This window comes from Acidaminobacter sp. JC074 (assembly GCF_022496765.1).
Lineage (GTDB): Bacteria > Bacillota > Clostridia > Peptostreptococcales > Acidaminobacteraceae > JABXKX01.
Map to the genome: position 1 here is coordinate 1 of NZ_VANV01000002.1, position 24041 is coordinate 24041.

Genomic DNA, 24041 nt, shown 5'->3' on the forward strand with positions numbered 1-24041 from the left:
ATTTAAATGATATTCCATGGGTTCTCCCCAATTATACATTTCCATATTTTAACTGTTTGATTTTAAATAAACAAATGAAAAAATCAGTGGTCAATAAATGATCACTGATCTAAATTAAATAAATTTACACACTTTACTTGACAAACCCCTCTTACACAGAAAAATGGCGCATATTTCTATGCGCCATGCTTTTATCTTTTCATTTCTTTTATGTCGTCAATGCATGCAGGGCACACATTCTTTCCTCTGACGTCTCTAACATCTCTTGCTTGACCACAAAAGATACATGCAGGCTCGTACTTCTTCAGTACGATTGTGTCTGCTTCAGTATAAATCTCCAAAGCGTCTTTTACGTCGATCATCAATGTTCTTCTTAATTCGATTGGAATAACAACTCTTCCGAGTTCATCTACTTTTCTTACAATCCCAGTTGACCGCATCACTTTTCCTCCATTTAGTAGTTTGATTACTTACATTTCTCATTTTACCACTAAATGACATAATGGTAAAGATATACATGGAATATTTTGGTGAGTATCTGTTTTTCTTCTTTAAAAGTGTAGAAAATAAATGATTAAAATACTATATGATTTGGTCTTTAAATAGTGAAAAAACACTTGGATTGTAGTAAGGTGTAGTTGAAGGATTTATACATGATATTTGAGAGGTTTAGATGTTTGTAACAGTAGGTGACATATTAAAGATAAAGGCCCTAAATAAGGCTAAAATCCTAGCAGGCAAAGATGGACTAAGAAACATCGTTTCATCCATTAACATATACGAGTACATCTTAAAAAAGACACATGATAGAAGAGGTGAAATGTATCTGACCTCGTTTTATGATTTGAAAGATCAAGGACAAGATGCCTTGTATGACCATATAGAAATTCTAATTGATACAGATTGTCCAGGACTTATTATGGCCTTAAGTGCATTTGATGAAATATCAGATAGAATTGCAGATTTAGCAGATAGAAACAATTTTCCTATTATAGGGGTAAGCCCAGAGGTCACTTATGCAGACATTCTAGAAAAGGCCTATAAACTTATACTTGAAAACAAGCGATTAAGTGATAAATCGGTTGCCTTTCACCGTATCATGAATTTAGAAGAGCCAGATGTTATAGAAAAACACCTTAAGAGGCTTAACCCATCCTTTAGAAAATATTACTACATAGCATATGTAGATATGGATGAAGCACCATTGAGTGACTGTTCTCTACCAACTGATATGGAATGTTTTGAGTATGAGGACAATTACATCATCATCAAAAATAGTGATGACCCTTTGTCTAGTTCTAAGTTAAAGACATTGTTTTCGGAGATTTTTATTGGTAATAGTCATATAGGCATCAGTCAAGCATCTACATCTTTAAAAAACTTCAAAGACCTTGTTTATCAAAGTAAGCAAGTCTGTCAGATTCTTAAGCATATCATGAATGAAAAAATAAGATCTTATGATGAAATAGGGATATATAAAATGCTCATACATATGTCTAAAGATGCTTCTGTCATTCAATCATCAAGAGATGTAGTTGCTTTGGTTAAAGACTATGATGATATGTATAAAAGCAGTATCCTGGAGACTTTCTCTGTTTACTTAAAAAACAGCTGTGATGTTCAAAAGACAGCGGATTTGATGTTTGTACATAAGAACACGGTAAGATACAGATTGAAAAAGATAGAAACCATTATAGACAATGTCAACAATGACTGCATGGATCAACTTTCACTAGCGCTTAGAATACTGTGGTTAGAAGACCTAGTTTAAACCTTAGATGGCTGTCTAAGGTTTTTTTGATAGCTAAAGTCAATGATTTTTCTTTGTATTTTGTACAAAATGATGGTGTCAATTTAGTTTGTGAACAAACATTATTGGGTGTTATGTCTTTCATCATGTTTTATAATTATTTATATATAACATATTTGATGGAGGATGTCATGCTAAAACAGGTAATGGAAATGTATGAACTTTTAGATAAGCCAAATGCATCTGGCTTTGAGGTTAAAGAGTTTCTAGGATGTACAGATCAAATTGAAATACAGGTAGAAAGCGTTGCAGCTAATGGTGGCTCAACTGATTTTATAGAAGTGATTATTCCTGGAAGCCACGGCAAACAAACTGGTGGTGATGCACCTACGATTGGCCTTCTAGGTAGATTGGGTGGCCTTGGCGCAAGACCGGAAGTGACCGGCTTTGTCTCTGATGGTGATGGGGCTTTAGCAGCTCTATCTGTTGCATCAAAGTTGATTACTATGTATAAAAATGGTGATCGTCTGAGAGGTGATGTCATTGTGACAACACATATTTGTCCAGATGCACCAAGCATAGATCATCATCCTGTTAGATTTATGGGCTCTTATGTAGATATGGATACCATGAATAGGCTTGAAGTCTTAGATGAAATGGACGCTATTTTATCTGTTGATACAACCAAAGGTAACAGAATCATCAATAACAATGGTTTTGCTATTTCAAATACTGTCAAAGAAGGTTATATATTAAAAGTCAGTGATGACTTACTAGACGTGATGATGAGGACCACAGGTAAGTTGCCATATGTTTTTCCTTTATCTCAGCAAGATATAACCCCGTATGGCAACGGTCTTTATCATATAAATAGTATTTTACAACCAAACACAGCTACAAAATCACCTGTTGTAGGAGTTGCAATTACGACTCAAGCTGTTGTTCCGGGATGCGCTACAGGTGCCACGAATTTAATGGATGTTGAAGGTGCAGCAAGATTTATGCTTGAAGTGGCTAAAGATTTTGGACAGGGAAAATGTCACTTCTATGACAGTGAGGAGTTTGATCTTATAAAGGCGCTCTATGGTGATATGTCAAGATTCCAAACAAAAGGGGAACAAGGGAGATAGTAATGAGTTTAAAAGAAAAATACATATACATGATTGAAGAAAATCAATTAGAGCTTCTGGATTTAGCCAGCAGTTTGATACGCATACCAAGCGAAAACCCATCTGGTATGATGGATGCTGTTGTTGAGTACATATTAGGTTATCTTAAAGCATCGAATATCGATGTTGAAATTGCCTACTGTGAAAAGGACTTTCCAAATATCATCGCAAGTATTGGTCATGATGAGGATAATCTAGTTATACTCAATGGTCATGCTGATGTTGTACCTGTAGGTGATATTAATAAATGGGGATTTGATCCTTTTTCTGGTGATATTGTTGACGATAAACTCAGAGGTCGTGGTACATCTGACATGAAAGCAGGTCTTGCAGGCTTGATTTATGCAATGAAAATCATCAAGGAGAGCGGACTTAAGGTAAATGGAAAGCTTGAGCTTCATGTTGTGACAGATGAAGAAAGTGGTGGACAGTACGGTTCTAAGTGGTTGATGAGTAAAGGTTACGGAAAGAATGCCAAAGCCTGTATCATTGCAGAACCAACACCAGAAAATAACATAGAAGTTGGACAAAAGGGCTCACTTAACATTAGAGTGGAAACATATGGTGTATCGGCTCATGGCAGCATAGGCAACTATGTAGGTGAGAATGCCATTGAAAAGATGATGACGATACTGCCAAGTCTACATAAGTTAAGAGACATGAAGGGGATCTATAAAAAAGAACAGCTTCATGTACTAGAGGACTCAAAAAAAATTGCAAGAGAATCTTTAAAGGTAGAGGGTTCTGAGAATGTCATTGACCATGTAGCAGTAAACATCGGTCTTATTAATGGTGGCATTAAAGATAACATGGTGCCTGATTATTGTGTGACAGATATCAACTGTCGATTACCAATCGGCCTTACTTGCAGTGATGTAGAAAAAAGAACCAGACAAATCGTTGACTCTTTAAATTTACAAGGTGTAAAGCTTACTTTTGAGTATAACTGTGAAGCTAATTATACCGATGATACAACCAGTCTTGTGAAGTCTGTTAAGTCGAACGCTGAATACATCTGGGGGGCTGAAGTAACACCTGCTTATCAATGGGCTACCAGCGATGCAAGATATTATAGATATGAGAATATCCCAACCATACAATTCGGTCCTGCTAATTTAGAAGGTATACACTCATACAATGAGGATGTAGATCTTGATGACATCATCAAGTCTACCCAAGTATATGTTGGTGTCTTGTTTGATTTACTAGGTTTAAGTGAATGAAACTAATTAAATATTGCAAAAGTTGAGTGCATAAAATCTTATGTACTCTTTTTTCTTTGAAAGAGTTTTCTGTTAACTTGTAAATGTTTGTTTAGGGTAACATATAATTTCTTTGTTTGACAATTCTGATTATATAATCTATAATAGCAATAAGTTCATATTATGATTGCGTGTTCATAATGTGAACAGGAGGGGTGTATGATACAGGTACTTAAAAGAGCTCATGAAGTTTTGGATTACTTATCCACAAATGAAGCGACTGCTATGGAAATAAGTGAGGCACTAGACTTAAACCGTGCGACTGTCCATAGGATAATAAAATCATTACAAGATTTGGATATGGTTTCTACTGGATCTAAAGCTCACACCTACAGTATTGGTTTAGAAACCTATAGAATAGGCATGTCATTTAAATCAAAATACGATCAGGAGCAAATGATTAGAAAACAACTAGAGGACCTAGGCAGAGAAACACAGCTTAATGCAGGACTTGCGGTCGTTAATGGCTTAGACATCGTCAGTTTGTATGAAGTGGATCAATATTCTGTTGTGAAGTTTTATCAAGAAGGTACCAAGTATCCGTTTAATGCTGGTTCTTATGGTAAAAGTATAGGTGCTTACTTATTTGATAAGGCGTCTTTAACAGAGAATTTCTCTAAAATTTACCTTAAAGAATCTGATGAACTACCAATGGATCCAGAAGCATTAGATGCTGTATATGAATCTATTCGACAAAGAGGTTACTCAATTTCTAGAGGTGAAAACATTAAGGGTACAAAAGGATATGCTGTACCTATCTTTAATAATAAGCAGGAAGTAATTGCTTCGGTGTCTTTAGTTGGATTAGAGCATTATATGAAGGATGAGGATACAGAAATAACAATCGAGATTATGAAGCGATATGCTTCAAAATTATCAAGCATTTTAAGTTGAGGTTATGATGATTAACAGAAATGAAAATTATTGCTTGAAGTTGTTGATGTCAGACAGTCGTGTAGAAGAAGATATGATGAAAGAAGAGTATAAGAGTAAAGGCTACGACTGTTTTGTAACATTGATAAGTGGACTTGGGACAAGTTTGGAAGAAAAAATCTTGTATCACTCAATAAAAGCAGGTGTACATTCCAGTTTGATTGCTGAATGTCCATATGAAATTGAACTCCTTGTTCATGCATTAGAAGATGCTATGAAAGGGATTAAGTTTATCAACAGTGATATGAAAGTCAAAGTAGCTGCTTTAGGCAAAAACAACCACCTAGTTGTATCTGTTTATTGTAACAAGCGGCTTTATAAGCAAGTATCCAAACCCTTTATTGGTATGGGTACTGCCTTAAAATCTTAATAGGATAGTAATAGAGTATAAGAGTACACAATGTTTTGTGATGCTCTTTTTTTATGTGTTAATGGAGGGAAAATGGACATTTCAAAGGTTATATCAGAAAGAGAATCTGATTATATTAAGACGCTTAAAGACCTGGTTGCATTTCCAAGCGTGGCGTCAGATCAAGAGGCTGTAGGTCAGTGTAGAGACTATTTAGTAGACTACTTGTCTAAAAGAAAATGGGAAGTTCAGGTGGTTACTCAAGAAAAGGGTTCCGACTATGTTTTGGCTGAAATGAAAAGTGATTATGATCATGCGCCAACTGTCATGATTTATGGGCATTATGATGTCCAGCCAGTTGAACCTATTTCAGACTGGACTTACCATCCTTATGATCTAACGGAATCTAAAGGCAGACTCTACGGTAGAGGTGCAGGAGACAATAAGGGGCAGTTTTTATCACATCTTCTGGCCATTGACTTGTTTAATGAATTTAATGATGTACTGCCTGTTAACTACAAACTATTTTTAGATGGTGAAGAAGAAGTGGGCAGTCCAGGTATTGAAGATATGGTTAATAAGAACCTATCATGGTTTGAAGATGTAGATGTTGTTATTGTGTCTGATGCATCAAAACATGAAAGCGGCAGACCAACCGTCTGTTTTGGTAATAGAGGATGTATGTCTATAGGCTTATCATTAAGAACTGCAAAGAAAGATCATCACTCAGGCAATAAGGGAGGTGTCATTAAGAATTCTGTCAATGAGTTGTGTTCTGTTTTAAGTGGTTTGGTAAAAGACAATGGTTTGCATATTCCTGGTTTCATGGAGGGGGTTGTAAAACCAAGCGAGCTTGAAAGACAGTTAATAGATGATTTAGACTTTGATTCTAACCTTTTAAAGGATACCTTTGAAGCAAGGTGGGTGGAATCTGATAAGGAAACCTACTTTACAAACCTCTTCTTTAAACCGGTTATTTCTGTCATTGGCATTGAAGGCGGTTACATGGGTCATGGCATTAAGTGTATAGTACCAGGTCATGCAAAGGCCAGAGTGGATGTAAGACTTGTAGCCAATCAAGATCCACTAAAGGCTTATGAAGCCATTAAGTCGTATATAGGAGAAGTCAATGATCATGTGGAAATCTCCATGCTTGATCAACCTATGTATCCATCAAAGTCAGATCCGGAGAATGAATGGTGTCAAAAAATTATTGGTGCAGTAGAAAAGTCAGGTCTTGGTAAACCTTATGTTTTACCAAGTATCGGGGGCAGCTTACCAAATGCTATGTGGACCAATACTTTAAAAAAACCTACGGTAAGTCTACCATTTGCCAATGCAGATCAAGGCAATCATGGTCCGGATGAAAATCTTAAGATTTCCTGTTTTAAAGCAGGCATACAAACAGCGTACAGTATTATTGAGAATATGAAAAGGGAGGCTTAAATGTCGGAAGTTAGAAAGGAAAAAATATCTAAGAAACCAGAGATTAAAAAGAAAAAGATACCGCATACATTTGTTTTGTTGTTTGCTATGGTCTTAATATGTTCAGTCTTAACTTATATCATACCTGCGGGTGAGTTTGACAGAATGACAGATGAAGTAACTGGAAAGACCATCATAGTTGAAGGTTCCTATCATACAGTTGATAGATCGCCTACAGGCATCATGGATTTCTTTGTATCCTTTTATGCTGGATCAAAGGCAGCATCAGGCATTATATTCTTTATCTTTTTCATTGCAGGTGCCTTTGGTATCATCAATGAAACAGGTTTTATCAATGCCAGTTTAAATCGAGTGGTCAGTCAGAAAAAGAAAAATCCAATGCTCTTAATTGTGATCATTACCATTATATTCTCTGTAGCAGGGGGTACATTTGGTATATCCGAAGAAGCTATACTCTTTATTCCAATTGCCATCTCACTATTTATGAGACTTGGACTTGATTCGATGATTGGTCTTGTAGTTATCAGTGTGGGTGCAAGAATTGGTTTTACAACAGGTCTTTTAAATCCATTTACAGTAGGTGTTGCACAAGGTATCGCAGAAGTACCGCTCTTCTCTGGATTGGCTTACAGAATTGTCTTTTATGTACTTATTTTAGCCGTATCTATTGTGTATATCTTGAGATACGCAAAGAAAATTCAAAAAGATCCAAAAGCAAGTTTGGTATATGATTTAGATCAAACACGAGAAATAGACGATGCACATTCAGATATTGAGTATTTACCAAGACACAACGCAATTGGATTAGTTATTGTTGCTGGATTATCTTTAATGGTATTTGGCGTTATGAAGTTTGGTTGGTATTTTAGCGAAATCGTAGCTATTTTCTTAGGTATAGGTATTATTTCAGGTATCATAGGCAAGATGTCTGCTGATGACATTGCCAAGTCTTTTATTGAAGGTGCCAAAGATTTAGTATTTGGTGCATTGATTGTTGGTGTGGCAAGAGCAATTCTAGTTGTTTTACAAGATGGTATGATCATTGATACAATCATCTACCATGCTTCAGAAGGTTTAAAGACATTACCACCAGTAGTAGCTGCTAATGGTATGTACGTTTTCCAACTACTTTTAAACGTAATCATTCCATCAGGATCCGGTCAAGCAGCGGCAACTATGCCTATTATGGCACCACTGGCAGATTTACTTGGCATTTCAAGACAGACAGCTGTACTTGCCTTCCATTATGGAGATGGTTTCACAAACTTAATCTCTCCAACAAATGGTACTTTAATGGCATCTCTTGCTATCGCTAAAATATCATATGAGAAGTGGGCAAAGTGGATGTGGCCTTTACTTCTTATGTGGATGGTTATAGGTATGGCATCAGTGACAATCGCAACAATTATTAATTTAGGTCCAATTTAGAGGTGAGTATGAAGGGTGTATTAGAAGGTGTTAAAATAATTGATTTTTCAAGGGTCTTGGCAGGCCCCTATGCAACCATGCTGTTAGCAGATCATGGTGCAGAAGTCATAAAAATTGAAAGACTAGATGGTGGAGATGACTCAAGAAGTTTCGCGCCTTTTGTTGAAGGCAAGTCTGCATATTTCTCAAGTATCAACAGAAATAAAAAGAGTGTTACATTGGACCTTAAGTCTAATGAGGCTTTGGAAAAAGTCATGGACTTGTTAGAAGATGCTGATGTTTTAGTTGAAAACTTTAGACCTGGTGTGATGAAAAGACTGGGGTTAGATTATGATAGTCTAAAAGATAAATTTCCAAAACTCATCTATGCTTCCGCGTCTGGTTATGGACAGTTTGGTGAACTTTCAAACAGACCTGCTTATGATGCTATTATTCAGGCGTCTAGTGGTCTTATGAGCATTACAGGTAAGTCATCAGATGATTATACAAAGGTAGGGACATCTATTTCAGATATTTCTACAGGTATGTTTACAGCTCTAGGTATCATGATGGCCTTGTATAGGCGACAGATTACTGGATTTGGTGAAAGAATTGATGTAGCCATGTTAGACAGTACGGTTGCATTACTTGAAAGTGCCTTCGCAAGGTTTAAGGCAAGTGATATAGCTCCAGTACCACTTGGTAATGATCATCCTTCTATTGCACCATTTGGTGATTTTAAGACCAATGATGGCTCAGTTATGATTGCCTGTGGTAATGACAGACTTTTTTCAAGCTTATGTCAATGTCTAGCATTAGAGAATCTGGCTTTAGACAATGATTACAAAACAAATGCTGACAGAATAATAAGGCGAGAAGAGCTAAAGGACATCATAGAGTCTAAGCTAAAGTATAAATCATCAGATTACTGGGTAGACATACTTTCTGGGCGAGGTATTCCTGTAAGTAAGATACTTAATATTAAAGAGGTAACTGAGTTAAATCATTTAAAAGATCGTGACATGTTTAAGACAATTGGTGATGACACTTTAATAGTTGGTACACCAATAAAGTTTAATAATATGAAAGATAACTGGTCACCAGCACCAAGTTTAGGCGAACATAATAATGTATAAGCAGGTAAGATCGAGAACTTCTCGATCTTTTCTTATATTTATATTAATGTTTTTGATTTGCTTTTATATAATCAGTATTAAGGTATACAATACTTATGAGGTGATTGTATTGAAGATTGGTGAATTTTCTAAGAAATTTGGTGTAAAGAAGAGTCAAGTAAGGTTTTATGTAGATAGACATATGATAGTGCCTGTTAAAGATGGCACCTATCCAGATTATGATGAAACATGTGTAAAAGACATGACCTTTATACTAAAATATAGATCTTATGGATTTTCTATTGAAGAAATATCTAAACTTCTACTTTATAAGAGATATAGACAAACAGAAGATGAGGCATATAGGGATAATATAGGAACGTTACTAAAGAACAAGCTTAATGATTTTGAAGAAGAGATTAAAATCTTAATAGAAAAGAAGGCTGAGATAGAAGAAGAGCTTTCTCAAATAGAAAGTGAAATAGTACATTCCGTATCCCATGGTGTTCAAGTTGGGTTTCTAGATAAATTAGTATGTTCAAAATGTCATGAAAAATATGAAGTCGAAAATGCCAATATCAAACATGCTTATCTTGTATCTGGTTATCTAAAATGTACATGTAGCAAACTGACTGTTCAGGAAGGCATTATTTACAGCGAAGACTTTAATCCCGATAATTTGTTAAGTGTAAAAATGAGATTAGATGCAAATATAAAAAACGACTATTATGTTGAGTTAAAGAAGGCTGGTAAGCATATGTCTGATAGACTTATGAAGTGGGATCATTCCTTAGGGATATTTTTCTTTAATGCTGCAATAGAGATAGTGACTACGGACTTAGATAAATATTTGTTAAATGACGGTTATTACATTTTTTCTAACTATAATCTTAAAAGGCTAAAAGAAGTTCGTGAATACATAATTAAAAAAGACTTTGCTGACAGGTGTATCTTTGTACATTTTACCAAAGATTATCCTTTAGAGAACACTTGCAAGTATTTTGTTGATTTCGGTGGCTATGCAAGTGATTTGATTCATATGAAAGAATCTTGGTTGATTTCAAATATTCAGCATATATTTACTAGCAGTGAATCTGGACTTTATTTAGATTATGGCTATTATCCTACGAATGAATCCTATTATAAAGTTTATGATCAATTATTTGATAGAAGAACAATACATAGTAAAGACATTTCATCAGCTGTTGTTCTTGATAAAGATCTAGATAAAATAATAAAAATTAGGCTTGTTGAATTTAATAAGTAAAGCGTGTACTCAGTACGCTTTTTTCATATTTTTTTATGATATTTCCTACTTGACGTGTACATTATGCAGGCAATTATTATGGATATACACGTTAGAAAAAGGAGAAGTTATGAAAAGAATTTTAATGATTATGATGAGTTTAACATTGGTTTTAGGAACATTTACAAGCTGTAGTATGACACAAGAAGTAAAAGAAAGTGATAAGCCTCAGGAAGAAGCTTTAGGTTATTATCTTGTTTATAGTGAATGGGATTTAATAGATGAAAGTACTCAGTCATTCTTTGGAGATATTGTAGGAGGAAGTATTGAGGACGGTAAGGCTTTCTATGAAATATTTTTCTTAAAGTACAACCTAATACATGAGGTTTCTCATACTGTCCAAGGCAATTACGGTGTAGATACAACAAAGTATGACAAGGAACAAGGGGTTAATGATATTGCTGTTGCTTATTGGAGAGAAATAGAGCCAGATTTTATAGATGAGTTTGAAGTTTTTATTGATCTTGCACTTGAATATTTTGAATCACCTGTACCTGAAGGCCAAGATGATAGAACCTTTCTAAATGATAATTATGGTGACATTGTTTCGGATGCTTCTAGATATGGTTATTTTCAAATGAAGTTTATTAAAAATGCTATGACGAAAGAAGAGACATTATTAGAAGCCTTACAAAGAGAAATTTCACCAGAAGCCAGTGAACCTATTGGAAAAGCAAACTTTGAAGTTAAGTATGAGGTAGGCCAAGTAACAGAAATTATTAGTGGCTTTATGAACCATATAGCTAGCTTAGGCTATTATGCAACAAACATACAAGTGGTTAATCAGTTTTACCCTGGTATTCAATTTGTAACTCCTATAGAAAAGTAAGTCATTGGATATGATATAAGGGGTAGCAGAAGCTTCGTATTTAAATCCATTTGGTATAAGATAGATTTACTTTTGTCTGATTAGGTGCAATAATAGTTGATAAAGGAGCATCTATGAATTGCTAATACTTTTAGAAAGGCGATACTTTTGTTTGTTTGTGTCATATGGATGCTGATAATAGAACCATAAGGTTTAGTTTCGATTAATTATATATGTAGAAGAGGAGCTATTTGGATGTCATTAAAACTTACCGGCAGTGTTAATAAGAAGTTGAATAATGATAACAAGTCAGGAGTTTTAATGCCCTTAGACTTAGAACTAGCCATAAAAAATTATCTTGAAACTAATCTTTTACCAGATGAGTTTTATTTAAAAATGAATCTTAAAGAAGAAGTTAGCGATTATCTCATGGAGAGTATTGCTGCTGAAGCCCGAATCAGTAAAAAGAGATCTCTTACTGATCTGATTCTTGAAAAAGAAGACACTTTCCAGGAAATGCTCTTTAGACTTATTGATGAAGCTGGTTTAAAAGATTCTGAAGTTTATAGAAAAGCCAACATTGATAGAAGACATTTTTCTAAGATTAGAAGCAATGTGGACTATCAACCTAAAAAAGATACAGTATTATCGTTTGCAATAGCATTAGAGCTTAGCTTAGATCAAACAAAAGATCTTCTGATGAAGGCTGGGTATGCTTTGTCAAGATCTAGTAAGTTTGATTTGATTATAGAGTACTTCCTTTTAGAAGAGGAGTATGATATATTTCTTATCAACGAAGCCTTGTTTAAGTTTACGGAAAAGACCTTGTCTTAAATGTCACTTATCAGGCGACCATTAGAAGAACTATGCATGATAACCTTTAATTACAGAAAGTGATTGGAGGTTATTTTTATGAAGAAAACACAAGTTATATTTATCCTAGACAGATCAGGTTCAATGGCAGGATTAGAAAGTGATACCATAGGTGGCTTCAATGCTATGCTTACTAAGCAAAAGAAAGAAGAAGGTCATGTATATGTCACAACCGTCTTGTTTGATGACAGGTATGAGGTATTACATGATGGCATAGCCATTGACAAAGCAAAGCTTCTTACCAGTGAAGATTATTTTGTAAGAGGTACGACGGCCTTATTAGATGCCATGGGAAAATCGATTGAAAGTATGATTAGAAAACAAAAGAACAAAGATGATAAAGTCTTGTTTGTCATCATAACTGATGGCTATGAAAATGCCAGTAAACATTATTCTCAACGAGAGGTTAAGAGAATGATCGAAAGACAAAAGGAGGCTTTTGGTTGGGAGTTTGTTTTTCTAGGGGCCAATATAGATGCCATAGAGGTGGCTGATTCATACGGTATCTCTAAAGAAAAAGCGGTTAACTATCATGCAGACCAAGCTGGTACTGAGTTAAACTTCTCGGCTATTAGTGCTGTCGTTTCAGATATCAGACATGATAAGGCAATTGATGAAAGCTGGAAAAGAGAAATTGATGAAGACTATATCAAAAGAAGTTAAAACATGTGACTACTGTGAACATTACAGTAGTCATTTTTTCTTTTTAGCATGCGAAAATGCAAAGTATATTGTATACAATGCAAAATGCACTTGATGAGTTTTGGATTTAGTGATAATCTCGAATAAAGAGGAGGTAGACTGGTTATGAATTGGCCTTATAAAAATGAACTTGGAGAAAAAGAAATATATAAAACGGATGTTTTAGTTGTAGGAGGAGGCATTGCAGGATGTATGGCTGCAATTTCAGCAGCAAAGTCTGGACAAAAGGTAATGTTGATTGAAAAGGGGGCTACTGAAAGAAGTGGTGCAGGTGGCTCAGGGTGTGACCACTGGGAATCGGCAGCAACCAATCCTGGATCAAAAGTTAAGCCTGAAGACTTAGTGAAAGCCATGATAGATAATGAAGATGGATATAACAATGGTATTTCACATTATATAGAATGTAGAGAAGGTTATGATACACTCCTAGAAATTGAAAAGATGGGAGGCAAAATCAGAGATAATGATGATGAGTTTTTAGGGGCGAAGTTTAGAGACGAAAAGACAAAACTCTTATATGCGTATGACTATGAAAATAAAATGACCATTCGTATATGGGGAACAACCTTTAAACCTGCTATGTACAATGAGTTAAAGAGATTAGGTGTACAAGTTGTTGATAGAGTTATGGTAACATCATTACTTACTTTAAATGGTAAACAGGGAGACAAAATTATTGGGGCTACGGGGTTTAACAATAGAACGGGTAAGTTTATGGTCTTTGAGGCAAAAGCGACAATTATGTGTATGTCTAGACCTGCTAGAGTGTGGCTTTTCTCAGAAGCACATCCAGGTTTAAGTGAGTTTAGACCTTTACAATGCATAGGTGATGGTCATGCAATGGGATGGCGTTCGGGTGCAGAGTTTAACATGATGGAAAAATCAGTAAGAGCGGAGTTTTCGGCAGCTGGCCAAAGTTTTCCACCTTACGGAGCTGGAAACAACCATAATACTTGGTATCCTGCAACACTCATTGACTCTAGAGGAAAAGAAATTCCTTACTTAGATAGAGATGGTAATGAGTTGAAAGATTTTTATGATAGGACTGTACCAGCATATGATCAGCCTTTTTTCTTAAAGGGCGGCAATATAGATGAGGCCAAATATGCTTATGATGGTCCAGAGACTGTGCCATTTGATACTTTAATTGAAATGGGGTATGTACCGCCATTTTATGCAGATTTGACTGAAATGCCAGATCATGAAAGAAATGTTATATGGGGCATGATGGTAGGTGAAGAAGGTAAAACAAGGGTGCCTATTTTAAAGAACTATACTGACAGAGGCTTTGATCCTAAAGAACATGTCTTGCAGTGTTACGGAGCAGGCTGGAAATCTTCTAACTTCTCTTCAAACGAAAGACAGTTGTTTGGATTACCAGGAGGATTCTATAACGACTGGAAACTGATGTCTTCACAGGATGGTTTGTTTGTTGCAGGGGATGCCTTGTTTGCATCAAATTGCTATGGACACGCTGCTTCAACGGGATCTTATGCTGGTAGGCACGCTGCTGAGTATGCTTCAACAATGGTTTTAGAATCCTATAAAGAAGATCAAGTTAGAACTGAAGAAGTCAGACTATTCGGATTTTTAGAAGAAAAAGATGCTGTATTAGAGTGGAAGGAAATTAATGCTTCTATATCGAAAATCATGCGAAACTATTGTGGCGATCAAAAGCATGGCAATATTTTAAAACAGGGCCTCATATGTCTTGATGAGTTAGAAGAAAAAGCTTATAAACAAGGTTATGCTAGAAATCCACATGAATTGATGAGGATGCATGAAGTTCTGAATATCTTAACTGTATCAAAGTTAATAATTCATGCTTGTTTAGAAAGAAAGTCGAGCTCGCAGAAACTTGATTTCAACAGAATAGATTATCCAGAACAAGAAGTTGAAAAAGCATTCATTCTTATTAAGGAGGCTAATGGTTTTGTTGAATCAAGAAATGTTCCACTTGATTATTATGGTGATTTAAAGGCGAACTACGAGAAGTTTAATTCAGATTATTTGGAGGGGAAAAATGACATATAAATCAGAATATCCAGCAAATTTCAATCCAATTACTTTTGATGCTGAAAAATGCTTAGGTTGTAATAGGTGTGTAAATGTTTGCCAAGTAGATGTTTTTTTACCTAAAACAGAAGAGACATCTACACCTGTCGTGCAGTATCCTGAGGAATGTTGGTACTGTGGTTGTTGTGTGATGGTATGTCCATCTGATGGTGCCATTGATCTAAGACATCCTCTGATGAATCAAGTTTCATGGGTTGATAAAAAGAAGTTGATGAATAAGTAGTATGTAATAATTTTAAATATTAAACTAAGGAGGGGGAAAGTGAAAAAATTATTTGTTTTATTACTAGTAATGGCTCTACTGATTACAGGATGTTCTGGTTCAGGGGCGGGAGAGGAAGTAAAAAAAGAAAATCTCATTATTGGAACGCCTGGTGATGCCATGGTGTTAGATCCACAAGAGGTAGGTGGTGGTAATTCGAATAGAATTGTTTTAAACCTATTTGACCCACTTGTAAGAACAACTCCGGAAGGTGAAGTTTATAATGGGGGGGTCGCGGAGTCTTGGGATGTTTCAGAAGATGGTATGGTTTATACCTTCCATATAAGAGAGAATGTTAAGTTTCACAATGGCGATCTTTTGACTTCTGAAGACGTTGTTTTCAGTATGAATAGAGCTTTGGTATCGCCACATTCATCAGAAATGTACTCGAGTGTTGAAAGTGTAGAAAAAGTGGATGATTATACAGTCAAGCTTTATTTAAAGTATCCTTATTCATCTATACTCAACCTGCTTGCAGAAGCTAGTGGCTGCATCGCCAATAAAAAAGCTGTGGAGGAAATGGGAGACGAGTATGGTAGAAAACCAATCGGTACAGGTCCATTTAAGTTTTCAGAGTGGCAACCGGGTTCTTCGATTACAGCAGAAGCTTTCCCTGATTATTTCTTAGGTGAAGCAGCTATAAAAAAAGTAACATGGAAAGTAATTGCTGATAAGTCTACAGCTGTTGTAGCCTTAGAAAAAGGTGAAATTGATGCTTATCTAGATATTGCATCAATTGACAGACAAACCATTGAAAAAAGTGAGGACTTAGCCTTTTATGAAGGACCGTCTTCAATCTATGATTACTTAGGTTTAAACACAGAAAGTGGACCGATGAGTGATGTTAAAGTAAGACAAGCAGTTGCCTATGCAATTGACAAAGAATCCATTATTTTAGCAGCTCGTGATGGTGTAGGCCAAATTGCAGACTGTGTTGTTTCAGAAAATATGGTAGGTTATCCTGATTCGGTAAAAGTATACAATTATGATGTTGAAAAGGCAAAAGCGATCCTCAAAGAGTCAGCGTATCCAGATGGATTTACATGCACCTTATTAACATTAGAGGGACACCGTTCTAAAACTGCTCAAGTGGTTCAGGCAAATCTATCAGAGATTGGTATTGAAGCAGAGATTAAAATACTGGAGTGGGGAACATTTGTAGATACAATTTCTATTGGAGATTTCGATATGTTGACCTTAGCATGGGGTTATTCGACACCTGATGCTGACGGTATTTATCAGTTATTCCATAGTGATTTCATTGGTACGTCTAATTACTCAAGGTACAATAATGAAGCTGTCAATGACCTACTGGATCAACAAAAAATTGTAGCTACAGTTGAGGATAAAGAGGCTATATTCAATGATGTATTTGCGGTACTTGATGAAGATGTTCCTATTATACCGCTTTACTGGTGGATGAATAATGTAGCATGTAACAGTGACTTGCAAGGTGTAAAGATTCATCCTTTGACTATGTACTACATATATGACTACAGTTGGAAATGATAAAGAACATGTGGTTATCGCTTCTAAAGCGATAACTGCATTTTAGGAGGAAGACGTGTATAAGTATATATTAAGAAGACTTTTGATGTTGATACCTGTAGTAGTTGGTATATCTTTTTTGGTTTTTTCCATCATTTCACTAACACCAGGTGATCCTGCAAGACTGATATTAGGAGAAAAGGCATCGACCGTAGAAATAGAAAAATTAAATGAAGAACTAGGATTAAACGATCCTTTTATGGTTAGATATGTGAATTATATGAAAGCTGCTATTCGTGGAGATTTAGGCAAGTCTTATAGATCGACATTACCAGTCATTGAAGAGATAGCATCTCGATTTCCTACAACATTGAAATTGGCTTTTTTCTCAATGATCATTACCATATTTGTTGCAATTCCAATTGGGATTATATCTGCAGTTAAGCAATATACACTTGCGGATACCTTAAGTGTTGTAATTGCACTCTTTTTAACTTCTATGCCGTCATTTTGGTTAGGGTTAATGTTAATCTTAATAGTCTCACTTGGCATAGGTATTCTACCAGCAACAGGTTCTGAGACCTTGGCTCATTTCATATTACCTTCCATTACCTTAGCAGCCGGTTCAATAGCAGTAATCATTCGTATGACTCGATCAACCATGCTTGAAGTTATACGTCAAGATTATATCAGAACTGCAAAGGCTAAAGGTGCTGATGAAGTTCGAATCATTTTAAAACACTCTTTAAGAAATGCTATGATTCCAGTAGTTACTGCTATAGGTATTAATTTTGGTTATTTACTTGGTGGTACTGTTCTAATCGAATCAGTATTTTCTATGTCCGGTGTTGGTATGCTTTTAGTAGGTGCAATAAGAATGAAGGATGTTCCAGTAGTTTTAGGTGCAGTAATCTTACTTGCCATTGCCTTTAGTTTGATTAACTTGATTATTGATATATCTTATGGATTTATTGATCCTAGAATCAGCGCACAATACAAATCATAAGGGGGAACTTAATGAGGCAAAAGAGAAAAAGCAGATCACAGTGGCAGGAAATATTTATTAGATTAAAGAGAAACAGAGTAGCTATGTTTGGTCTTTTTATTTTATTATCTATGGCGATTGTAATTTTAACAGCTGATCTGTACATAGATTATAATGAAGATATTATACAACAGGATGTTAAAATAAAGCTTGAAGGGCCTTCAAAAGAACATCCTTTTGGTACTGATTCTTTTGGACGTGATATTATGTATAGAATCATTTATGGTGGAAGGATTTCACTTACTATTGGTATTTTGGTAACCGTGTTGTCTTTATTTATTGGCAGTTTTATTGGGGCAATTGCAGGTTATTATGGTGGCTTAATCGACAATGTCTTTATGAGATGTATGGATATTTTGATGGCAGTACCACCAATTTTACTTGCTATTGCAGTAGTCTCGGCACTTGGACCCGGAATGATTAACTTGATGATTGCATTAAGTATTGCAGGTATACCAGGGTATGCAAGACTAATAAGATCTTCAGTATTAACTATTAAAGATGCAGAGTTTATTGAGGCGGCTATGGCTTACGGTTCAAGAGACTATAGAATCATCATCAAACACATAACGCCTAATACAGTAGGACCTTTGATAGTTCAAGCAACTTTGGGTGTTGCTTCAACAATAATTGCTGCAGCATCATTAAGTTTCTTAGGGCTTGGTATAATGCCACCTGTGCCAGAATGGGGAGCCATGTTGTCTGAGGGTAAAGAATACATCAGGTATTCACCTTATTTAGTTTTCTTCCCAGGTGTTGCTATTATGTTCACAGTCTTATCTTTAAACTTATTAGGAGATGGTTTAAGAGATGCTTTAGACCCAAGACTTAAGAATTAAGGTGGAGGATATATGTCAGAACAATTATTAGATATAAGAAATTTAGATGTCATCTATGACTTAGACGATGAAGTCGTACACGCTGTTAATGGTTTGAGTCTTTCCATAAACAAAGGAGAAACGCTTGGTTTAGTGGGAGAAACAGGGGCAGGAAAAACAACAACAGCTCTAAGCATCATGGGCTTATTGCCTGATCGAATTGGTAAAGTGCTAAATGGTAACATTCAGTTCGAATCAAGTACGATTACTAGTTTGTCAGAAGCAGAAATGAGAAAAATTCGTGGAGGACAAATCTCAATGATTTTTCAAGATCCAATGACTTCTTTAAATCCGGTCCTTACAGTAGGGGAGCAAATTGCTGAAGTATTGGAGTTACACAAAAAAATTGATGATAAATCTATAGATGATCGAGTAGATGAGTTACTTGAATTAGTAGGTATATGTGCTTTACGAAAGAATGACTTTCCTCATCAGTTTTCCGGTGGCATGAAACAGAGAGTGATTATAGCAATGGCACTGGCTTGTGATCCCAAATTATTAATTGCAGATGAACCGACTACTGCCTTAGATGTTACTATACAAGCACAGGTATTAGATATGATGGAGGATTTGAAACATAAACTCAGTACATCCATGCTGCTTATCACACATGATTTAGGTGTTGTATCACAAATATGTGATAAGGTTGCTATTATGTACGCCGGAGAAATAATTGAGTTTGGAACTATATATGATGTTTTTGAAAATGAAAGACATCATCCATACACAAAAGGACTTTTCGAATCTATACCAGATATATCTTCAAATGCTAGACGTTTAAATCCCATTGATGGACTGATGCCTGATCCTACAGATTTACCTAGCGGTTGTAAATTTCATCCTAGATGTCCTCAGGCAATGGGTGTATGTCAAAAAAGGATACCTGAAAATGTTCAAAAAGGCACACATAGTATTAAATGTCATCTATTCGACTAAGGAGGTTGCATGAGCACATTGCTAGAAACAAAAGGACTAAAAAAATATTTCAAAACACCTCATGGCAACTTGCATGCTGTAGATGATGTTAATATAGCTATAAAGAAAGGAACTACCCTCGGAATAGTTGGAGAATCAGGATGTGGAAAGTCGACTTTGGGAAGAGTGATACTTAGATTACTAGAAGCTACAGATGGACAGATTTTATATGATGGCAAGGATATTTTGAAACTCAATAAAGCGGAAATGCGTGCTTTGCGTATGAAAATGCAAATTATATTTCAAGATCCTTTTGCATCTATTAATCCTAGAATGTCAGTGAGTGATATCATTGCAGATCCTATAAGGGTTAACAAACTTATTAAGGGATCTCATAATATTGAAAAGAGAGTAACTGAGTTAATGGACACGGTTGGTTTAAGTAAGAGATTAATGAATGCCTATCCACATGAGCTCGATGGGGGAAGAAGACAGAGAATTGGTATCGCTAGGGCATTAGCAGTTAATCCTGAGTTTATAGTGTGTGATGAACCAGTAAGCGCACTTGATGTAAGCATACAAGCTCAAATACTCAACTTACTTATGGATTTACAGGATGAGTATGATTTAACTTATATGTTTATAACACATGACTTGTCTGTTGTAAAACATATTAGTGATGAGATCGCTGTCATGTACTTAGGTCAATGTGTCGAGAGATCTTCTTCAGAGGAGTTGTTTTCAAATCCAAGGCATTCCTATACAAAAGCCTTACTTAGCGCCATACCACATGTAGATTTAAGTTTAAGAGGGAAGAAACGTGAAATTCTATCTGGAGAAGTGACATCACCCATTAACCCTTCTATTGGCTGCAGGTTTGCACCTAGATGCAAAAATGAGATGGAAGACTGTCGACGTGAAAAGCAAATACTTAAGCCAGTGGCACATGAACACTATGTAGCATGTAACAGGATTAAATAGTATGATGACCGTTTTATTGACATAGAACGGTTTTAATCTTTTATGTTTAATGTTAGAATATCTATACATGGGAGATATGTATGAAAAAAATAATCAAAAAAACAATCACAGATCAGATATATGAAATTCTTAGAGAAGAGATTATCAATCAGGAGATAACCAGTGGTACAAGACTACTGTTTACTGAACTTCAGAAAAAGTATAATATCAGTTCAAGCCCTCTAAGAGAAGCCATGAATAGACTGTATCAAGACGGCTTGGTTACCTATTACTCCAATAAAGGTGCGCAAGTAGTAACATTTACTGAAGAGGATATTCATGAGATATATAATCTTTATTGCGAGTTAGATTGTTTGGCTGTGAAGTATGCAATGAACACAACCATGTATGATGAAATGCTTAATGAAATAAAAGAGAATGTAGAGGAAACAAGAAGTTTATTAAAAGGTGATCCTCAAGCTTTCAATGATTCTTCTGATGATTTTCATATTTTAGTTTATAAGTATGCAGCTAATAAAAGGCTGACATATATGGCAAATCAGTTACGTAGCCAGTTTACCATCTTATCAAACATATTTGAAAATGAGGATGAAAATAGACAATTAACACTAAACAATCATGAAAAGATTTATGAAAGTTTTGTGAATAAAGATATGGCCTCAGCCATGAATCTTATTAGGGAAAATTTTGAGAACTCTAAGCAGTTTGTTCTTAAATTATATAACGAGACGTAAGATAAAGCACCAAAATCTATTGAGGATTTTGGTGCTACTTTTTTTACAACTGTAATTTTGTTTTTAGGTTATCGGGATTAAGGGCTTTTAAATCACCGAGTAGAAAGATACCATTTTTTTGTATGAGCATGTCGTCAAAATAAATTTCGCATCCGCCATGCTCCTCGCTAGTTAGATATACCAAATCCCAGTGAATTGCGCTTCTGTTACCATTATCAGCATCTGGACATCCATTGCCTGGTGTAAAATGAAAAGAGCCTGACACCTTTTCATCAAATAGTATATCTTGGAGAGTGTTAGTGATAAAAGGGTTTAATCCAAGTGCAAACTCACCAATATATCTAGCACCAGGATCTGTATTAAAGATCGATTCAATTTCTTCGCTATAATTGCCACCTAATGTAGCACTGACGATTTTTCCATTTTCGAACTCAAGTTTTACATCATCAAAAACCTGACCTGCATATGGACTTGGCGTATTGTACTGGATGTATCCATTGACGCTGTCTGGTATAGGGGCTGTGAATACCTCACCGTCCGGCAGATTGTGAATACCATCACATTTTGCAATATCAATGCCTTCAATACTAAAAGATAAATCAACGTTTTCACCTTTAATTTTAACTTTTTTCGTTTTAGCCATAAGATCAACAAGAGGGTCCATATAAGAACTGAACTTTTTATAGTCGAGACAGCAACAGTTAAAATAAAAGTCTTCAAAATCCTCTGTAGACATATTGGCTAACTGTGCAAGTGAGTCATTTGGGAAACGAGTCACCAACCACTTTGTTTTTAGGACTCTTGTTTTCATATGAACAGGATTCTCGTAATGGGAGAAGAAGAGGTCCATTTGATCCGGAGAGATATTTGCCATTTCGTAAATGTTATCAGATATTCTTATAGCAATATAAGCATCCATATCTTCTAGTCTGCTTTTATCCCATTTTGCCTGTAACTCAATACTTTTCTGGTCAGCATGTTCAAGCCATGCACTTTGTACTAGACCACTAGTCTGAAGAAAAAATGGATTTGCTCCAGCCTTGTAAACTGCACGGATAAGTTCTCTTGCAAAGTAGTCATTATAGCCAGTAAACTCTATGAGTACATTTTCACCTTTTTTTACATCAATTGAGTAATTGACCATTTGATTTGCAAGCTTTGTATATCTAATGTCTTTCATAAAAAACCTCCTATAAGTATTCTAACTCCTCTAATGTTTTATTATATTGGCTGTTAATTAGCTCAGAAATACTGGTCTTATCAAAAAAAGTTCTTTGATTGATAACAGCAAAAATATCTTGTGTATGCATTATGTTAATAAGCGGATTTGAGTTCAAAATCACTAGGTCAGCATGTTTTCCTATTTCGACTGTACCAGACTTTTTATTGGATAGAAACTGAGCGGGTTCTGATGTTGCAGCCTTTAGAGCTTCGTAGGGAGTTAAACCGCACTCAACAAGATGTTCTAATTCCTTATGAAGTGAATAACCTGGTATTAAGAAATCAATACCGCTATCTGTACCTGCGAGAAATTTACCATCTCTTTCTTTGAACATAGTAATCATCTTTCTATAATAATCAAAGCCATTTCTAATAGCTGCTTTTTCTTTTGGTTTATTCTTATACATGGCCATATGTTCTTCTTTAGATTTTGTCCATTTTTCAATCGTAATTGGATTAATTCTTGATAATATCTCTTTGAAATCATTGTCATTAAGTCCATTTCTAAAAAAGGTATGCTCTACGTTTAATGTTGGGTCTAAATGAATATTCGCATTTACAAATCTATCAAAATTTAAATCTGTTAAAAAGCTAATATGCTCTATTGTCTCTTGCCTGATTTCACATAGCTCATCGCCATTTTGATAATCTTTATTGGCACAGTCAGGTAGGTGTCCAATTAAAAGAATGTTCTGTAATTTTGCTTCGTCGACCATAGTCTGGTAAACGAGAGGGGTTATATGATTATAAACCTTTACAAAATCAAATCCTGCTTCTTTGGTATATAATACAGCTTTTCTTGCATCTATATCTGTATCCACTCGAATAATGCCTTCGTCTACTTTAGTTAAATCAAAGTAATCTGGCTTACCATCGATAATTGGTCCAGTAGAGTAGATGTTTAAATGATTTCTTTTACCGTCTACGATGTCTTCTTTAAGCCTTAAATGGCTCTTTTCCCCATCATATTGATGACACTTGTTACACCGTATGCCAAGTATAAATCGATATCTGTAGCTCTTTCAAGGTGAACGTGACAATCGTATAGACCAGGAATCAGGTACTTATCTGAACAGTCGATATAATCCCTAGATTTATTCTCTTGAGTTGTTTCCTCTATAGAAGTAATTACACCAGCATCAATATGGATGTCCATATTGTATAGAATGTTTTCATCCTTCATTGTAATAACATTAATGTTCTTTAGGATAAGTTTCTTTATAGGATACATATTGGCTCCTTTCTATCTCTAAATCGAGTATATCAGTCAAGAAAAACATTGACAAGTGCATAATGCAAAGTATACAGTATACAAATACAT

At 35.4% G+C, this 24041-nt stretch carries 24 protein-coding genes; 20 read left to right on the forward strand and 4 right to left on the reverse strand.

Annotated elements, in window-relative coordinates:
- Window positions 1-191 precede the first annotated feature (191 nt).
- The gene (locus tag EZV73_RS01920) at window positions 192-440 is read right to left on the reverse strand and encodes an AbrB/MazE/SpoVT family DNA-binding domain-containing protein (RefSeq protein WP_240838312.1); all 249 of its coding nucleotides are present in this window, start codon (window positions 438-440) and stop codon (window positions 192-194) included.
- 233 nt (window positions 441-673) lie between these two features.
- Between EZV73_RS01920 and EZV73_RS01925 the strand changes: the two genes are divergently transcribed.
- The 20 genes from EZV73_RS01925 (at window position 674) to EZV73_RS02020 (ending at window position 21499) form a co-directional block, all read left to right on the forward strand.
- Complete coding sequence (locus EZV73_RS01925) at window positions 674-1771, forward strand: PucR family transcriptional regulator (protein ID WP_240837788.1); 1098 nt, start codon at window positions 674-676, stop codon at window positions 1769-1771.
- Window positions 1772-1941: 170 nt separating this feature from the next.
- A complete protein-coding gene (locus EZV73_RS01930; protein ID WP_240837789.1) occupies window positions 1942-2880 on the forward strand; it encodes a DUF1177 domain-containing protein in 939 nt (312 codons plus the stop codon).
- Between the two features lie 2 nt (window positions 2881-2882).
- Window positions 2883-4142: a M20 family metallopeptidase gene (locus EZV73_RS01935; RefSeq protein WP_240837790.1), complete on the forward strand. Its 1260-nt coding sequence runs from the start codon at window positions 2883-2885 to the stop codon at window positions 4140-4142.
- Window positions 4143-4340: 198 nt separating this feature from the next.
- A complete protein-coding gene (locus EZV73_RS01940) occupies window positions 4341-5075 on the forward strand; it encodes an IclR family transcriptional regulator (RefSeq protein WP_240837791.1) in 735 nt (244 codons plus the stop codon).
- A gap of 7 nt (window positions 5076-5082) precedes the next feature.
- Complete coding sequence (locus tag EZV73_RS01945; RefSeq protein ID WP_240837792.1) at window positions 5083-5484, forward strand: HutP family protein; 402 nt, start codon at window positions 5083-5085, stop codon at window positions 5482-5484.
- A 72-nt stretch (window positions 5485-5556) separates the two neighbouring features.
- Window positions 5557-6909 carry a M20/M25/M40 family metallo-hydrolase gene (locus EZV73_RS01950; RefSeq protein ID WP_240837793.1) on the forward strand — a complete coding sequence of 451 codons (1353 nt, stop codon included), beginning with the start codon at window positions 5557-5559 and terminating at the stop codon, window positions 6907-6909.
- Window positions 6910-8337: a YfcC family protein gene (locus tag EZV73_RS01955; protein WP_240837794.1), complete on the forward strand. Its 1428-nt coding sequence runs from the start codon at window positions 6910-6912 to the stop codon at window positions 8335-8337. It abuts the gene before it with no gap.
- 8 nt (window positions 8338-8345) lie between these two features.
- The gene (locus EZV73_RS01960; RefSeq protein ID WP_240837796.1) at window positions 8346-9452 is read left to right on the forward strand and encodes a CaiB/BaiF CoA-transferase family protein; all 1107 of its coding nucleotides are present in this window, start codon (window positions 8346-8348) and stop codon (window positions 9450-9452) included.
- Window positions 9453-9561: 109 nt separating this feature from the next.
- A complete protein-coding gene (locus tag EZV73_RS01965; protein WP_240837798.1) occupies window positions 9562-10698 on the forward strand; it encodes a MerR family transcriptional regulator in 1137 nt (378 codons plus the stop codon).
- Window positions 10699-10807: 109 nt separating this feature from the next.
- Window positions 10808-11566, forward strand: a complete 759-nt coding sequence (locus EZV73_RS01970; RefSeq protein WP_240837800.1) for a hypothetical protein — start codon at window positions 10808-10810, stop codon at window positions 11564-11566.
- A gap of 234 nt (window positions 11567-11800) precedes the next feature.
- On the forward strand, window positions 11801-12379 hold the full coding sequence (locus tag EZV73_RS28820) for a hypothetical protein (protein WP_330636927.1): 579 nt from the start codon (window positions 11801-11803) through the stop codon (window positions 12377-12379).
- A 78-nt stretch (window positions 12380-12457) separates the two neighbouring features.
- Window positions 12458-13081 (forward strand): vWA domain-containing protein, encoded by a 624-nt coding sequence (locus EZV73_RS01980; protein WP_240837802.1) that lies wholly within the window; start codon window positions 12458-12460, stop codon window positions 13079-13081.
- A gap of 144 nt (window positions 13082-13225) precedes the next feature.
- A complete protein-coding gene (locus EZV73_RS01985; RefSeq protein ID WP_240837804.1) occupies window positions 13226-15154 on the forward strand; it encodes an FAD-dependent oxidoreductase in 1929 nt (642 codons plus the stop codon).
- Window positions 15144-15419 (forward strand): ferredoxin family protein, encoded by a 276-nt coding sequence (locus EZV73_RS01990; protein ID WP_240837806.1) that lies wholly within the window; start codon window positions 15144-15146, stop codon window positions 15417-15419. Before EZV73_RS01985 ends, EZV73_RS01990 begins: the two co-directional genes overlap by 11 nt.
- Before the next feature lie 39 nt (window positions 15420-15458).
- Window positions 15459-16967, forward strand: a complete 1509-nt coding sequence (locus EZV73_RS01995; protein ID WP_240837808.1) for an ABC transporter substrate-binding protein — start codon at window positions 15459-15461, stop codon at window positions 16965-16967.
- 55 nt (window positions 16968-17022) lie between these two features.
- A complete protein-coding gene (locus EZV73_RS02000; protein WP_240837810.1) occupies window positions 17023-17952 on the forward strand; it encodes an ABC transporter permease in 930 nt (309 codons plus the stop codon).
- Window positions 17953-17963: 11 nt separating this feature from the next.
- Window positions 17964-18830: an ABC transporter permease gene (locus EZV73_RS02005; RefSeq protein ID WP_240837812.1), complete on the forward strand. Its 867-nt coding sequence runs from the start codon at window positions 17964-17966 to the stop codon at window positions 18828-18830.
- Window positions 18831-18842: 12 nt separating this feature from the next.
- Window positions 18843-19805, forward strand: a complete 963-nt coding sequence (locus tag EZV73_RS02010; protein ID WP_240837814.1) for an ABC transporter ATP-binding protein — start codon at window positions 18843-18845, stop codon at window positions 19803-19805.
- Window positions 19806-19814: 9 nt separating this feature from the next.
- Complete coding sequence (locus EZV73_RS02015; RefSeq protein WP_240837816.1) at window positions 19815-20765, forward strand: ABC transporter ATP-binding protein; 951 nt, start codon at window positions 19815-19817, stop codon at window positions 20763-20765.
- A gap of 80 nt (window positions 20766-20845) precedes the next feature.
- Complete coding sequence (locus EZV73_RS02020; RefSeq protein WP_240837817.1) at window positions 20846-21499, forward strand: GntR family transcriptional regulator; 654 nt, start codon at window positions 20846-20848, stop codon at window positions 21497-21499.
- Window positions 21500-21542: 43 nt separating this feature from the next.
- Here the strand turns inward: EZV73_RS02020 and EZV73_RS02025 are convergent, their stop codons facing one another.
- From EZV73_RS02025 to EZV73_RS02035, 3 genes are all read right to left on the reverse strand, one after another.
- Window positions 21543-22679, reverse strand: coding sequence for an aminopeptidase (locus tag EZV73_RS02025; protein ID WP_240837819.1), 1137 nt, complete (start codon window positions 22677-22679; stop codon window positions 21543-21545).
- Window positions 22680-22689: 10 nt separating this feature from the next.
- The gene (locus EZV73_RS02030; RefSeq protein ID WP_240837821.1) at window positions 22690-23541 is read right to left on the reverse strand and encodes an amidohydrolase family protein; all 852 of its coding nucleotides are present in this window, start codon (window positions 23539-23541) and stop codon (window positions 22690-22692) included.
- A 122-nt stretch (window positions 23542-23663) separates the two neighbouring features.
- Window positions 23664-23951, reverse strand: a complete 288-nt coding sequence (locus tag EZV73_RS02035; RefSeq protein ID WP_240837823.1) for a hypothetical protein — start codon at window positions 23949-23951, stop codon at window positions 23664-23666.
- Window positions 23952-24041 lie beyond the last annotated feature (90 nt).

Bases quoted from the DNA above. Each gene is read 5' to 3' on its own strand.
- EZV73_RS01920 (WP_240838312.1), bottom strand. From the start codon at position 440: ATGCGGTCAACTGGGATTGTAAGAAAAGTAGATGAACTCGGAAGAGTT.
- EZV73_RS01925 (WP_240837788.1), top strand. From the start codon at position 674: ATGTTTGTAACAGTAGGTGACATATTAAAGATAAAGGCCCTAAATAAG.
- EZV73_RS01930 (WP_240837789.1), top strand. From the start codon at position 1,942: ATGCTAAAACAGGTAATGGAAATGTATGAACTTTTAGATAAGCCAAAT.
- EZV73_RS01935 (WP_240837790.1), top strand. From the start codon at position 2,883: ATGAGTTTAAAAGAAAAATACATATACATGATTGAAGAAAATCAATTA.
- EZV73_RS01940 (WP_240837791.1), top strand. From the start codon at position 4,341: ATGATACAGGTACTTAAAAGAGCTCATGAAGTTTTGGATTACTTATCC.
- EZV73_RS01945 (WP_240837792.1), top strand. From the start codon at position 5,083: ATGATTAACAGAAATGAAAATTATTGCTTGAAGTTGTTGATGTCAGAC.
- EZV73_RS01950 (WP_240837793.1), top strand. From the start codon at position 5,557: ATGGACATTTCAAAGGTTATATCAGAAAGAGAATCTGATTATATTAAG.
- EZV73_RS01955 (WP_240837794.1), top strand. From the start codon at position 6,910: ATGTCGGAAGTTAGAAAGGAAAAAATATCTAAGAAACCAGAGATTAAA.
- EZV73_RS01960 (WP_240837796.1), top strand. From the start codon at position 8,346: ATGAAGGGTGTATTAGAAGGTGTTAAAATAATTGATTTTTCAAGGGTC.
- EZV73_RS01970 (WP_240837800.1), top strand. From the start codon at position 10,808: ATGAAAAGAATTTTAATGATTATGATGAGTTTAACATTGGTTTTAGGA.
- EZV73_RS28820 (WP_330636927.1), top strand. From the start codon at position 11,801: ATGTCATTAAAACTTACCGGCAGTGTTAATAAGAAGTTGAATAATGAT.
- EZV73_RS01980 (WP_240837802.1), top strand. From the start codon at position 12,458: ATGAAGAAAACACAAGTTATATTTATCCTAGACAGATCAGGTTCAATG.
- EZV73_RS01985 (WP_240837804.1), top strand. From the start codon at position 13,226: ATGAATTGGCCTTATAAAAATGAACTTGGAGAAAAAGAAATATATAAA.
- EZV73_RS01990 (WP_240837806.1), top strand. From the start codon at position 15,144: ATGACATATAAATCAGAATATCCAGCAAATTTCAATCCAATTACTTTT.
- EZV73_RS02005 (WP_240837812.1), top strand. From the start codon at position 17,964: ATGAGGCAAAAGAGAAAAAGCAGATCACAGTGGCAGGAAATATTTATT.
- EZV73_RS02010 (WP_240837814.1), top strand. From the start codon at position 18,843: ATGTCAGAACAATTATTAGATATAAGAAATTTAGATGTCATCTATGAC.
- EZV73_RS02015 (WP_240837816.1), top strand. From the start codon at position 19,815: ATGAGCACATTGCTAGAAACAAAAGGACTAAAAAAATATTTCAAAACA.
- EZV73_RS02020 (WP_240837817.1), top strand. From the start codon at position 20,846: ATGAAAAAAATAATCAAAAAAACAATCACAGATCAGATATATGAAATT.
- EZV73_RS02025 (WP_240837819.1), bottom strand. From the start codon at position 22,679: ATGAAAGACATTAGATATACAAAGCTTGCAAATCAAATGGTCAATTAC.
- EZV73_RS02035 (WP_240837823.1), bottom strand. From the start codon at position 23,951: ATGTATCCTATAAAGAAACTTATCCTAAAGAACATTAATGTTATTACA.